We start from the raw sequence: 14,248 nt of genomic DNA on the forward strand, positions 1-14,248 counted from the left end.
TTTAGAATACTAATGGGTTTAAATCGTATTTCTTAATAACAGATAGTAATTTTACTAAAGGAATCTCTACAGAGTAACTTCCTGTGTAAGATGGACACATTAGGCAATCATCAAAATAATACTCTACATAAGTTTCGTTTAAAACAAAATTGTTTTTATGCTCGAAAAAATCGTCTTGAGAGAGTTCCCAACAATCGTAAAAGAGTTCTCCTTTGCTTATTTTACTATTTATCTCTTCGTTTATTAACGCTCTAAACTCTTCTTCTGTGCCTTCTAAAAAGAAGTCTTCATAAGTCATAAATACACCTCTATTTAAATCAAAATTCACGCAATCGAAAGAATAGCTTGGATGTAACGTGCCAGAGTAAAAATTTTCTTTGTAAAAAACAACACTCACCAAATCGTCATTAACATTATAAATTTTATAATTAATTAATCGGTTTTCTTTAAACTTTAATAATGCTATACTATCACATAGTGCCTTACTTTTTAAAATAGCTGCTTCAGTTCCAGTTATATCAACATAATAATCATTTATGTAATCGTTAAAATTCGCATATTTAAGATTTTGCTTTTCATTAAGTAGTGGATAAGTAAAGTCTATAGAATAGCCTTCTTTTTCTTTTAAATATTTTTTTTCAATAATTAACGACTCAAGAGATTGCCTTTCATCTTCTTTCTCAATAAGTTTATTCTGTTTTAATTCTATAGCAATAGATTTATCTTGTATAATATCTGGTGTGCTAATAACTGTAGAATCTACTTTTTCTTCATACAGCTCTATTGTATCTTCTACTATTTCTGTTTTTTCTTCTTTAGTATCTGTTTTACAACTAAAAACAAGAGCGAGAACTAAAATAATTATGAGGTGTTTCATTCTATTATTACTGTTAAATTATTTAATAAAGGTATTATCTAATTGTTTTTTAAAATAATTCATTCTTAGAACTTAGTTCTTTAAATAGTATCTGTAATTGAGCAAGCATAATAAGTTCGCTTTTGTTTTTTGAAGCGAAAGCACTTGCAATAGATTCTGTTGTTTTAAGAATAAGTTTTATAATATTTTTTGTAAACAGTTTTGAGTTTTTTCGTGCATATTCGCAGAAATTTTTAAAGGAGTCTTGTGCATCCATATGTTCATAATCAAACCATTTAAAAACAAATTCCATTTGATAGCCTGCAGCTTCATCGTAGAATTCATGTATGTTTTCATAAATTTTCCATTCTAATAAAACCATTTTTAGTAATGCTTCATATTCTTCAGCTTTAACTGTTTTATCCGAAGCTGCTATTGCATAAAATAATTCACCTAAACTTTGATAAAAAACGATATCTGGTTTTTCTACATGTGTCATTATAACTAGTTTGCTTGCTGTAAATGTAATATCAGTTTTATAATATAGAAATGATATTTATCAGTATTTAATAGAGTTAAAAAATACTTATCTTTACTTATGGAAATTTTCAAAAAGACGAGTAACGTTTTTAAAACTCTTTCTGAAGCTGTTTCAGAAGGTATTGTTGTGGTAAACAGTAGGCAAGTTATTGTTGCCACCAATAAATCTTCAAACACCTTATTTGGTTATGAAGAAGATGAGCTTATTGGTAAACCTTTAGACATATTAATTCCACAAAAGTACCATCATAACCACTCAAAACATGTCGAGACTTTTTTAGAGCATAGTGATAAACGCCAAATGGGACATGGCAGAAATTTGTATGGATTAAGAAAAGATGGGTCTACTTTTCCTGTAGAAGCAGGTTTAAACCCTTTTACTATTTACGATAACGATTATGTTATGGCATTGATAATAGATATTACAGTGCGTAAAAAGGCCGAAGAAGACCTAAAACATTGGGCCAATATTTTTAATGAATCATTAAACGAAATTTTTATATTTGACACACAAACATTAAAATTTTTAAACGTTAATGCAGGTGCAATAAAAAATATTGGCTATAGTCTTGAAGAGTTAAGGCAATTAACACCAATAGATATTAAACCGAACTTAAATGAAGTTCAGTTTAAAGATGCAATTCAACCACTTTTAGATGGTACAGAGATTAAAATAAAATTTAATACCATCCATCAAAGAAAAGATGGCAGTCAATACCCTGTAGAAATACACTTACAGCGTTCGAGATCTAGTGATAGAGACACCTTAATTGCTATTATACTTGATATTACAGAACGCGTAAACTATACCGAAAGATTAGAAAAAACTGTAGAAGAGCGAACACAACAATTACAAGAGGCTTTGCACGTAGAAAAAGAGCTTAATGAGCTTAAAACTAAGTTTTTGTCTTTGGTTTCTCACGAGTTTAAAACACCATTAAGTGGTATTTTAACCTCGTCAATATTAATAGGTAAATATACAGAAAGTGAGCAACAAAAAAAACGAGAAAAACACATAAATACAATACAGAATAAAGTAAAATATCTTAATAATATTATTAATGATTTTTTATCCATAGAACGTTTAGAAAGTGGGAAAGTAAATTATAAATTTTCAACATTTTCATTAAGTAAAGTAGTAAATGAAGTAATTTACGATGCTAATATGCTTTTAAAAGAAGGGCAAACTATTATATATCCAGACGCTATTGATGATATTGTATTGGATTTCGATGAAAAAATTCTTGAGCTAATGCTTACCAATTTAATTAATAATGCAATAAAATACTCTCCTGAAAATACCAAAATAGAAGTAGAAGTTTGGGTTGAAAAAGAAGGTTTAAAAATTAGTATTATAGATTTTGGAATTGGCATTCCAGAACAAGAACAAAAGTTTTTATTTAATAGATATTTTAGAGCAGAAAATGCGCTTTTAACACAAGGAACAGGTATTGGTTTAAATATAGTAAAAAGCCACTTAGAAAATTTAGGAGGTAATATTACCTTTATAAGTAAAGAGAATAAAGGAACTACGTTTACTGTAACAATTCCTGTAAACATTATAAAATAAAAAGTATGCGAACATTATTGTTAATTGAAGACGACTTGGCATTACGTGAAAATACAGCAGAGCTTTTAGAACTTTCCAACTATAAAGTTTTAACTGCTGCTAATGGTAAATTAGGAATTGAGCAAGCCAATCTTCATATTCCAGACCTTATAGTTTGCGATATTATGATGCCTGAAACTGACGGTTATGGTGTATTGGAAGCTGTATCTAATAACGAAAAAACTAAGCATATCCCATTTATATTTCTTTCAGCTAAAACCGAACATAAAGAAATACGAAGAGGAATGGATTTAGGTGCAGACGATTATCTTACCAAGCCTTTTGAGGAAGAAGAGTTAGTAAGTGCTATTGAAAGCAGATTAGCAAAATCGCAAATTTTAGCTAAAATAATTAGCGAAGATTCTAAAACAAAAGACACTAACGGCAAAGACAGTTTAAGAAGTCTTAACGAGCTTAAGAATTTTTTTGATGATAATGGGAAGCAGTATAATTTTTCTAAAGGAGAAGCTATATATAAAGAAGGTTCACATTCTAATAATGTTTATTTAATTATCAAAGGCGTTGTAAAAAGCCATAGAATAGATGAGAGTGGTAAAGAATTAATTACAGCATTGCATAAGGCTGATGATTTTCTTGGTTTCACCTCGTTTATTGATACCATACCTTATCAAGAATCTGCCACTGCAGTAGAAAATGTAGAACTAACAAGTATTTCTAAATTGCGTTTAAAAGAGGTTCTAGGTAAAAGCCAAAATGTCTCTATAGAACTTATGAATGTTTTAACAGATAATATTTCTGAAATTAAAGACCAATTACTACAAATGGCATACAGTTCTGTTCGAAAAAAAACAGCACAAACAATTCTACAATTTGCTAAAATTTTAAATAAAAAACCGGAAGAGGCTATTAAAATTTCTCGATACGATTTAGCAAGTGTTGCAGGTATAGCAACAGAAAGTCTAATACGAACGCTATCAGGATTTAAAAAAGATAATTATATAGAGATTGAAGGGCGTAATATTAAAATTCTTGATCTAGAAGCATTAGAAAATGTAGAATAATTATGGTTTAATGATATTTATCATTATTTAATATAAAAGGGCTTAATACTTTTGTTTACAGCATATTTCTAAAAAAAATATGTAGTAATAGTATTAATAATGAAGAATATTTTAATTCCAACAGACTTTTCAGAAAATGCCTGGAATGCTTCGCAATTTGCACTAGCTTTTTTTGGCAATTATGAGGTTAATTATGTGTTGGCGCACATAGAGCATCCAGATATATTACCACCAGCATTCGAGGCTTTAAATAGTTATATAACAGGTGAGATGTCTCCAGAGAATCAGGTTATTGAGACTTTACAAAACAACAGAAAAAAAATGTTAGAGACTTCTTCATTAAAGACCTCTAATATTGTTATAGATTATATAGAAACCAGTTTTATTGAAGGCATAAAGCAATTAGTAAATAAGTATGAGATAGACTTAATTGTCATGGGAACACAAGGTTTTTCAGCAAGTGAAAATAAAATTATTGGTACGCATGCACAATCTGTAATTACAAAAATTCAATGCCCTGTTTTAGTTATACCTAAAAATGCAAAGTTCTCTGTTCCAGTAAATATTGCGTTTCCAACAGACTATAATTCTATTTATAAAAGCAAGGTTTTAGATACTTTAACCACAATTTGTAATTTGCATAACTCTAGCATAAAAATTATTAGAATTGTAAACCCAAAAGTTACTTTAACACAATTTCAGCATAAGAATAGAGGCTATTTAAAAGGTTATTTTAAAGACACTACAAGTAGTTTTCATAGAGTAAATCATCAAAATTTTCAAGAAGGATTACAAGAATTTATAGATTCTATGCATATAGATATGGTTGCAATAATAGCTAAAAATCTTAATTTTTTCGAGATGCTTCTCTTTAAACCATCTGTTGTTAAGATGAGTTATCATACCAAAATCCCATTTTTGGTTTTACATGAATAGCATTTTTATTAACTGATATATATCATTTTAATTGTCAAGTATCTATTATAGTTTTGAGTATGTTAATCATTACTTCTAAACCAATATGAAAAAGATACTTATTTCTACAGATTTTTCTGAAACAGCTACAAATGCTATTAAATATGCTTTGGAGTTATTTAAATATGACAAATGTGAAATTACCATAATTCATGCATTTGCAGATGAAGTTTATGAGAATACAACCGAAATGTCCAAAGATTATTTTGAAGAATATAAAGAAAAAGTACAGCAAAATGTCGACAGAAAATTACAAAAAGTAATAGCAGAAATGCTTGAACTTTCTCCTAACCCAAGACATGTTTATAATAGACTATCAAGATTTGGTAGTATCGTAGATGTTATTAATGACTTTGTGGATAGTGAGAATATAGATGTGGTAATTATGGGAACCAAAGGAGCAACAAACAATCCTAAAATGATCTTTGGTAGTAATACCATAAAAGTAATTAAATACGTACAATGCCCTGTGTTAGCAGTACCAGTTACGTATCATGACATGCATCCTGAAAACATATTATTTCCTACAGATTATATTATTCCTTTTAAACGAAGAGAGCTTAAATTAGTGAGTAGTATTGCTATGAATTATGTGTCTACAATTAACATGTTGTATGTGTCTAAATCTAAGCAATTGTCTCATAGACAACAAGATAATCAAGCTTTTTTAGATTGTTGTTTCGACGATAATAAGTTTGTCTTTAAACAAGTACAAGAAGATAACGTTACAGAAACCATTAATAAAATAATTAAAGAACAAAGCATAGATTTATTAGTTATGGTAAATCAAAGACACTCTTATCTTGAAGATATACTTTACCATTCCACAATAGAAAAAATAGGATTAGAGATTAAAATTCCATTTCTCGTGCTGCAAAATTTACGTAGAGAATAACTTTAAATTATTAATAGATGAAACGCATTTTACTACCAACAGATTTTTCGGATAACGCATCTAGTGCAATTTCTTATGCAGTACAATTGTTTAAAGATATTGAATGTAAATTTTATTTTCTTCATGCCTATACACCAACAGCCATATATGCTGGAAACATAGCAGATAGTTACGCTGCATTGAAAATTTTTGAAATTGAAAAAGAAAATATTAATCTCAATTTTAAAAAAACAGAAGAAAGCATTAAGAAAGAGTTTAGTAATAACAAACATACATTTACTTCTATATCAGCTTTCAATTTATTAGTTCCAGAAATGAAAGAACTTATAGAAGAAAATGATATAGATTTAGTAATTATGGGAACCAAAGGAGCAACAGGAGCTAAAGAAATATTTTTAGGTTCGAATACCATGTATGCTATTAAAAAAATAAAATGCCCTGTAATTGCTGTTCCATCTGGTTATAAATACCAACAACCCAAAGAGATATTATTTCCAACAGATTATAAGGTTGAAAAATCTAATAGATATTTAGAATTTGTTAGAGAAATATGTAGTTTACATGGTTCTAAATTACATTTTTTAAATGCTTATTACCATGTTCCGTTAGAAGAAAATCAAAAACGAGTTAAGGTGTTTTTGGACGCGTTTTTTATAGATAATGTGCACGAATTTCATTTAGGTGAAGATCAAGATTTAATAGACGTTATTGAGACTTTTCAAATTAATAAAAAAATTAATTTTTTGGTGATGATTCATAATAAGCATAGCTTTTTTGAAAACCTCTTATTTAAACCAATCATTAATAAAATGGTGTATCATACTAATGTGCCTTTTTTAGTTATTCCTTCAGAAGAACGAATTGCAAGACTTTAAAATTATATAATGAAAGATATAGATATTGAAATTATTAAAGCTTCGGGAGAACGTGTGAAATTTTCAATCGAAAAATTAAAAAACTCATTACGACGAAGTGGTGCAGACGAGGATACCGTTTCTCATATTATTAATGTTGTTAGAGATGAATTATATCAAGGCATTTCGACCAAAGAAATTTACAATCGTGCTTTTTCTTTGCTTAAAAAAAAGAAAAACATCTATGCTTCAAAATATAAACTTAAAAAAGCCATTTACGAATTAGGGCCAACGGGCTTTCCTTTTGAGCGATTTATTGCATCTATACTTGAATATTCGGGATACGAGGTTGTTGTTGGAGCAATTTTACAAGGAAAATGTGTGACACATGAAATTGATGTTATAGCAAAAAAAAAGGATCAGTATATTATTGCCGAATGTAAATTTCATAGCGATAGGTCTACTAAATGTAACGTAAAAATTCCTTTATATATAAACTCAAGATATCAAGATGTTGTTAAAAACTATAAGAATACAAACAATTATCCTAACGAGGGTTGGGTAGTCACCAATACACAATTTACTAAAGATGCGATTACTTATGGTAAGTGTTGTGGTCTGCAGCTTCTAAGCTGGGATTATCCTTTAGGTAATGGGCTAAAAGATAGAATAGATCGTTTAGGATTATATCCAGTTACAGTTTCTACTTTGTTAACAAACAGGGAAAAGCAATTTTTGTTAAGTAGAGATATTGTACTCTGTAGACAATTAATTAAGGATAATTTTTACTTGGATCATTTGGGAGTTTCAGAAAAAAGAAAAGAAAAAATTTTAAACGAAATCAATCTACTTTGTAGTAAATAATAGTAATAATGGAAACAGTAAAAATTCATTTCTTAGGAGCTTCAGGAACGGTTACAGGCTCAAAATATGTAATTGAAACTCCAGAGTTAAACCTTATGATAGATTGTGGTATGTTTCAAGGTTTAAAAGAATTAAGAGAACAAAACTGGCAGCAACTTGCATTCGAAGTTCCAAATATAGACGTTGTATTATTAACACATGGCCATTTAGATCATACTGGCTATTTACCACGTTTAGTAAAACAAGGTTTTGATGGGAAAATTATTGGGACAGCACCAACCTTAGCAATAACAGAAATTATTTTAAAAGATAGTGCCAAGATAAATGAAGAAGAGGCTGTGCGTGCTAATAAAGAAGGCTACACAAAACACAGTCCTGCAAAACCATTTTACACAATAAAAGATGCTGAAATTACTATAAACAAAATGAAAGCCGTTGAGAAAGACCAATGGCATAAGCTAAGTGAAAATATAAGATACCGTTTTAAATTTAATGGACACATAATTGGCGCGACCTTTATAGAATTAGAAATATATAGCAAAATGTTTGTGTTTTCTGGCGACATAGGAAGAACTGATGATTTACTTCTTGAAGCACCAGAAAAACCAACAAAAGCCGATTATCTTTTTATAGAAAGTACTTACGGTAACAAATTGCATCCAAAAGAAAGCACGACACAAAAGCTGGTAGAACTTATAAATAAAACGATATATAATCGAGGTAATTTAATTATTCCATCTTTTGCTGTGGAACGTTTACAAACGTTAATGTTTATTCTTTGGAAACTATATAAGGAGAATAAAATTCCTAATATTCCTATATTTATAGATAGCCCAATGGGTAATAATGTGCTCTCTGTTTTTGAGCGTTTTCCAGATTGGCATAAAATACCTAGGAAGGAGTTTATAGCCATGCAAGATAGGATGAATATAATTACATCTTACAAAGATACCTGGAAAACAATAGACGATCCACGTCCTAAAATAGTAATTGCAGGTAGTGGTATGGTAACAGGTGGGCGCGTTTTAACGTATTTAAAACAATTAATAGATAACCCTACAACTACTATTTTATTAGTTGGTTATCAAGCCGAAGGTACTCGAGGTAGACAACTATTAGAAGGTGCGCACGAGCTTAAATTTTTTGGTAAATGGCACGATGTAAAAGCAGAAGTAGAGCACATAGAAAGTCTTTCGGCTCACGCAGATCAAAGTGGATTATTAGATTGGATGCTAGACATTGAAAACGCTCCAACTGAGATTTTTTTAGTTCATGGAGAACCTACAGCCTTAGATAGTTTTCGAGTAAAAATTAAAGATACATTCCACTGGAAAACTACAATTCCTAAAATGTATGAAATCAAGGAATTAAAACTTTAAATATAAAAATAAAAACTGATTATTATCATTTTAATTGTTGACTTTGAAATGTAATTTTATGCTAATAAGAAATTATTAATCCCAATAAATAAAAAGTTATAGCACTAGTAAAAATTTAAGAAGATTCTCTTATAGAAACTATGGCATAATAATTTAATATCTTAAAGTTATGAAAAGAGTACATACACATTTAAAATTTATCAAATTTCACAATCCAGAAGATCTTCATCAAGATTCGCTTACCTGCATATCGCAACTTTTATTTAAAAGAGATGAATTAGATTTTTTAAACGAATTAATTAAGGAGCATACTTTAGATTTAATTTCAGAAAAAACTTTTGAACAAAGCAAAGCTATTGCAACAGAGCTTGTTTTATTAAAGAAAGAACTAAAACCTTTACTTTTTAAAGTAGAAAATCATAAAAATGAGCTGCAATTACTTTTAGATGATGTTAAAGTACCTAACGAATTAGAGGATTATAAGGAAGAGCACTATAAAATTATGTTTGAAGCTATAGCCTTTAATACAGAATTCAAAACATTAAAAAAACGAATTTATATTCTAATAAAAAACATAATGAAAGCTAATAAAAGTAAACGCTTATTAAATTAATAGGAAGATGAATAAATTAATTACAACTGCATTTTTAATTATTATATTTTGCTCTAGTTGCTCGTCGAGTAGATTAGTAAACGAATATAAAAATCCAGAAACCTATACTTTTGAAGCCAATAAAGTGCTAGTAATTGGCATGACGGCAGATAAAGAATTGCGAAGAGGTTTCGAAAAAAAAATAGCTAAAGCTTTAGAGAAAAATAATATTATAGGTGTTAAAAGTGTCGATTTTTTCGAGACCTCTTTTACTAATAGAAAACAAACAATAGAAGAATTAAATGCTTTAGAATCTCAATTGTTAGAAGCTGGTTTCGATGCTATCTTGTTAACTAAAGTAACAGGTCAAGAAACTAAAGTCGCTTTAATATCCATCTATGATGCTTTAGAAACAGGACAACACAAAACATTCGACAATTACTATTATGGAAATCAGAAGTTGTTTTTTAAACAAGAACCAGAGCATTACGTAATTTATTTTACTGAGACGACTTTGTATTGCATTTGCCCAGGAAAAGAACGCGAATTATTATGGCAAGGAAATATTGAAGTAACTAAATCTCCTAAAAGTAAGAGAAATATAAAAGATTATACTAAAACGTTACTTAAAAGCTTAAAGGATAATAATTTACTTATAGTACAATAAATTTACCTTACCATTACTTGCGTAATATAAGTAATGGTAAGGTAGAATTATAACTTATTTCGTCTACATTAGATCCAAATAGAAAACGTTCAAAAAACGACTTAGCTTCTATAAATAGCGCATGAATATTATAATTGTGAATTTGAGTAATTGTACTAATCACCATTATGCTTGGCACTTGCGTAACACTGTAATATTTAAATGGTTGTTCGTTAAATAGATTTGTTAAACATTTAGTATGATTGTCTTGTACTTCAGGATAATTAGCAAAATCTAAATCTAAAACGCTTAATTCAGCTTTAAAAACCGATAAAATATCTGTTAAAGGTTTAATTCCATCTTTATTAAAATCTTTACAATCCTCAGTAGAAAACAATATAGATTCTATAGTAGAAAACTTATGATTTTCTGGTATAGTTAAAATTGGACAATTTACTTTTCTAATAACATTTAATGTATTGCTACCAAATACAGTTTCTTTTGCTCCAGTCACACCATTTGTTCCCATAATTACTAAATCTATTTCTTTAGCAGTAACAACTTGGTTTATTGCATTAGTAAGACTATCAAAGTCAAAAAGCGGCTTAAAAGTGAAGTTTTTGTTTGTGTTAAGTTTTTTAATTTTTGATAAAAAACAATTCAACTCCTCTTTGTTATCTTTTGCAATTGCAGTGTGTACCGAAGAGTTTGCTGGCGCAGCTATTAAATCGTCAAGTATAAATTCCGATTGTTTTTGTACGTTTAATATATAGAAAGTGCATTCCCATTTTTTACATAATGCCATAGCATAATCTATAGCATTTTTTGAGTTTTTTGAGAAATCTGTAGGTAATAATATTCTTTTCATTTCTAATTATTTAACAGAAATATAATAAGAATAATTATTTCATTCTATGATAAATATCATCTTTTACCTAATGAATCTCAAGTACTTTTGTTTATAAACTAGGACTCTTTTGTCCGAATTAAGGCAGAGCTAAGAAACACACTAAAACCAGAATTAAAATGAAACAAGTAAATTTATTGCTAAGTACTATAATACTTGGAATGCTTTTTTTTACATCTTGTAAAAAAGACAACAAAATGTCACATTTAGAAACCTCAGAGATTTCAGTTAGTAGAGAAATGAATGCAGAATTAACTTCTGCACCACACGTGCCAACTCCTGTTGGAAGACGTAAAGCCAAAAAACTAATTGTTAATATGGAAATTCTTGAACAAGTTGGAACCATGACAGATGGAACAACTTATAACTATTGGACATTTGGAGGCTCTGTTCCAGGAAGTTTTATTAGAACTAGAGTTGGTGATGAAGTAGAATTTACTTTATCTAACCATCCAGATAATAAGTTGCCTCATAATATCGATTTACATGCTGTAACTGGCCCAGGAGGTGGAGCAACATCTTCTTTTGTGGCTCCAGGTCATGAGAAAACATTCAGTTTTAAAACGTTAAATCCTGGTTTATATGTGTATCACTGTGCAACTGCACCTGTAGGTATGCATATAGCTAATGGAATGTATGGACTAATTTTAGTAGAGCCAGAAGGTGGTTTACCTCCAGTTGATAAAGAATATTATATCATGCAAGGTGATTTCTATACCAAAGGAGAAAATGGAGATCCAGGTCTACAACCTTTCGATATGCAAAAAGCGGTTGATGAAGATGCAGATTACGTAGTATTTAATGGTAGTGTTGGTGCTTTAACAGGCGATAATGCAATTACTGCAAAAGTTGGAGAAACAGTAAGACTTTATGTAGGTAATGGTGGACCAAACTTAGTGTCTTCATTTCATGTTATTGGCGAAATATTCGATAAAGTACATGTTGAAGGTGGTAGTACGATTAATGAAAATGTACAAACAACTTTAGTTCCTGCAGGTGGAGCAGCTATTGTAGAGTTTAGAGTAGATGTTCCAGGAACTTTTATTTTAGTAGATCACTCTATTTTTAGAGCATTTAATAAAGGTGCGTTAGGTATGCTTAAGGTTGAAGGAGAAGAAGATAAGAAGATTTATTCTGGTGTTGTTCAAGAAGGAATTTATCAACCTGAAGGCGGAGGAATACAAACGATGCCAGAAGATGATAAAAAAGAAGTTGTTTCTACTGCTAAAAAGAGTTTAGAAGAACAGATGGAGCTTGGAAAACAAGTCTATATGCAAACCTGTTTCGCTTGTCACCAAGCAGAAGGACAAGGGATACCAAATGCATTTCCTCCTTTAGCGAAATCAGATTACTTAAATGCTGATGTAAATCGTGCAATTGGTATTGTGTTAAAAGGTAAAACAGGAGAGATTACAGTTAATGGTAAAAAATACAATAGTGTCATGACTAGACAGTCTATTAGTTCCGATGAAATTGCAGATGTTATGACTTACATCTATAATTCTTGGGGAAATAATAAAACTAATGTTACCAAATCTCAAGTAGAGCAAGTAAAAAACGGTCACTAATAGTTAATTATTAATACATATGAAAACCAAAGTCTTTAGCTTGTTTTTACTTTGTTTAATCTCTCAATTCATTTCTTTTGGGCAGACTAAAGACATGGTTTTAATAGAAGGAAGTAGGTATTTGCCTTTATACGGTCGAGATTCAGCAGTAGTTGAAGTCAAAGATTTTAAAATGGATATTTATCCAGTAACCACAAAGGAGTACGAGCAGTTTGTTGTAAAATATCCTAAATGGAAAAAGTCTAAAGTAATAAAATTATTTGCAGATGAAAGCTATTTATCTAATTGGAAAAATGACATTAAAATTAATGAATCAATTAATGCTAATAGCCCAATTACTTATGTTTCATGGTTTGCAGCCAAATCTTATTGCGAATGCCAAGGCAAACGATTACCAACAATAGATGAATGGGAATATGCAGCAATGGCAGATGAAACAACAAAAGATGCACGAGTTAAAGCTTCTTATAATCAAAAAATTTTAGCTTGGTATGAAGCACCAAAAACTAAAGAAAACCGAGTAGGCGAAACACCTAAAAATGTTTGGGGAGTTTACGATTTACATGGTTTGGTTTGGGAGTGGACTCAAGATTTTAATTCTGTATTAATTACAGGAGAATCTCGAAAAGACGTAGATAAAGATAGTAATCTATTCTGCGGAAGTGCAGCAATTAATGCTACAGATTTAATGAATTATGCTGCTTTTATGCGTTATGCTATTCGCGGAAGTTTAAAAGCAAAGTATTCTATGAAAAACTTAGGCTTTAGATGTGTTCAAGATATTAAAAAATAAAAAAATAAAAAAATGAAACAATTAAAAGTAATTGCAAGTGTGTTTTTGTTGCTCATAACATTGGCTTCATGTAAAACAGATACATCAAATAATTCTGGAAATGAACTAGCAGTTTATCAATGTCCAATGCAATGCGAAGGCAATAAAACCTATAGCGAGCCAGGAAGTTGTTCTGTTTGTAAAATGGATTTGAAAGCAATAGAAAACGCTTCAGAAAAATTGATAGATACAGAAATTTCTGAAGAATCTATATTCAACCTAACGAGTAAATGGCGTACAGAAGAAGGTGAGGAAATTCAGCTTAAAGAATTAAAAGGAAAAACCTTAGTTATGGTCATGATTTATACGTCTTGTAAAGCAGCTTGCCCAAGACTAGTTGCAGATATGCGAAGTATTGAATCAAAAATTCCTGATGAGAATATTAAAAACATGCAATTTGTATTGATAAGTATCGATCCAGAAACAGACACTCCAGAACGTTTAAAAGCATTTGCTATAGAAAATGTTATGAACGATGAGCAATGGAGCTTTTTACAAGGTACAGAAAGTAGCGTAAGAGAATTTGCTAACGTATTATCTGTAAAATATAAAGAGATTTCACCTATAGATTTTTCGCACTCTAATATTATAAGTGTGTTTAATAACGATGGAGAATTAGAGCACCAACAAGAAGGGTTAGGTGTCGATAATAAAGAAACATTAGAAACTATTCTAAAATTAACAAACAAAAAATAATACTAATCAAAAC

At 29.8% G+C, this 14,248-nt stretch carries 15 protein-coding genes; 12 read left to right on the forward strand and 3 right to left on the reverse strand.

The annotated features are described in order from the left end of the window. Position 1 precedes the first annotated feature (1 nt). Entirely contained in the window at positions 2-877 is an 876-nt protein-coding gene (locus CW733_RS02980; RefSeq protein WP_100995543.1) for an RsiV family protein, read from the reverse strand. A 49-nt stretch (positions 878-926) separates the two neighbouring features. Beyond that, a complete protein-coding gene (locus CW733_RS02985) occupies positions 927-1,355 on the reverse strand; it encodes a hypothetical protein (protein ID WP_100995545.1) in 429 nt (142 codons plus the stop codon). A gap of 99 nt (positions 1,356-1,454) precedes the next feature. Between CW733_RS02985 and CW733_RS02990 the strand changes: the two genes are divergently transcribed. The 9 genes from CW733_RS02990 (at position 1,455) to CW733_RS03030 (ending at position 10,253) form a co-directional block, all read left to right on the forward strand. After that, positions 1,455-2,966 carry a PAS domain-containing sensor histidine kinase gene (locus CW733_RS02990; RefSeq protein WP_100995547.1) on the forward strand — a complete coding sequence of 504 codons (1,512 nt, stop codon included), beginning with the start codon at positions 1,455-1,457 and terminating at the stop codon, positions 2,964-2,966. 5 nt (positions 2,967-2,971) lie between these two features. Next, on the forward strand, positions 2,972-4,027 hold the full coding sequence (locus tag CW733_RS02995; RefSeq protein ID WP_100995549.1) for a response regulator: 1,056 nt from the start codon (positions 2,972-2,974) through the stop codon (positions 4,025-4,027). 99 nt (positions 4,028-4,126) lie between these two features. Then, on the forward strand, positions 4,127-4,963 hold the full coding sequence (locus CW733_RS03000) for a universal stress protein (RefSeq protein ID WP_100995551.1): 837 nt from the start codon (positions 4,127-4,129) through the stop codon (positions 4,961-4,963). Between the two features lie 85 nt (positions 4,964-5,048). Then, positions 5,049-5,897 carry a universal stress protein gene (locus CW733_RS03005; protein ID WP_100995553.1) on the forward strand — a complete coding sequence of 283 codons (849 nt, stop codon included), beginning with the start codon at positions 5,049-5,051 and terminating at the stop codon, positions 5,895-5,897. A 17-nt stretch (positions 5,898-5,914) separates the two neighbouring features. Further along, entirely contained in the window at positions 5,915-6,772 is an 858-nt protein-coding gene (locus CW733_RS03010; RefSeq protein WP_100995555.1) for a universal stress protein, read from the forward strand. A gap of 9 nt (positions 6,773-6,781) precedes the next feature. Further along, a complete protein-coding gene (locus CW733_RS03015; RefSeq protein ID WP_100995557.1) occupies positions 6,782-7,615 on the forward strand; it encodes an ATP cone domain-containing protein in 834 nt (277 codons plus the stop codon). A gap of 8 nt (positions 7,616-7,623) precedes the next feature. Beyond that, positions 7,624-8,994 carry an MBL fold metallo-hydrolase RNA specificity domain-containing protein gene (locus CW733_RS03020; RefSeq protein WP_100995558.1) on the forward strand — a complete coding sequence of 457 codons (1,371 nt, stop codon included), beginning with the start codon at positions 7,624-7,626 and terminating at the stop codon, positions 8,992-8,994. Positions 8,995-9,163: 169 nt separating this feature from the next. After that, positions 9,164-9,607 carry a hypothetical protein gene (locus tag CW733_RS03025; RefSeq protein ID WP_100995560.1) on the forward strand — a complete coding sequence of 148 codons (444 nt, stop codon included), beginning with the start codon at positions 9,164-9,166 and terminating at the stop codon, positions 9,605-9,607. A 7-nt stretch (positions 9,608-9,614) separates the two neighbouring features. Beyond that, complete coding sequence (locus CW733_RS03030; protein WP_100995562.1) at positions 9,615-10,253, forward strand: hypothetical protein; 639 nt, start codon at positions 9,615-9,617, stop codon at positions 10,251-10,253. A gap of 13 nt (positions 10,254-10,266) precedes the next feature. On the opposite strand, the gene CW733_RS03035 is transcribed toward CW733_RS03030, so the two are convergent. Then, on the reverse strand, positions 10,267-11,100 hold the full coding sequence (locus CW733_RS03035; protein WP_100995564.1) for a universal stress protein: 834 nt from the start codon (positions 11,098-11,100) through the stop codon (positions 10,267-10,269). A 158-nt stretch (positions 11,101-11,258) separates the two neighbouring features. On the opposite strand from CW733_RS03035, the gene nirK reads away from it, so the two are divergent. From nirK to CW733_RS03050, 3 genes are read left to right on the forward strand one after another with little or no spacing between them, the layout of a single operon-like run. Then, the gene (gene nirK, locus CW733_RS03040) at positions 11,259-12,707 is read left to right on the forward strand and encodes a copper-containing nitrite reductase (RefSeq protein WP_100995566.1); all 1,449 of its coding nucleotides are present in this window, start codon (positions 11,259-11,261) and stop codon (positions 12,705-12,707) included. Between the two features lie 19 nt (positions 12,708-12,726). Beyond that, entirely contained in the window at positions 12,727-13,500 is a 774-nt protein-coding gene (locus tag CW733_RS03045; RefSeq protein WP_100995568.1) for a formylglycine-generating enzyme family protein, read from the forward strand. Positions 13,501-13,512: 12 nt separating this feature from the next. Next, complete coding sequence (locus tag CW733_RS03050; protein WP_100995570.1) at positions 13,513-14,235, forward strand: SCO family protein; 723 nt, start codon at positions 13,513-13,515, stop codon at positions 14,233-14,235. Positions 14,236-14,248: the final 13 nt, after the last annotated feature.

The sequence above is a fragment of the Lacinutrix sp. Bg11-31 genome, from assembly GCF_002831665.1.
Classification (GTDB): domain Bacteria; phylum Bacteroidota; class Bacteroidia; order Flavobacteriales; family Flavobacteriaceae; genus Lacinutrix.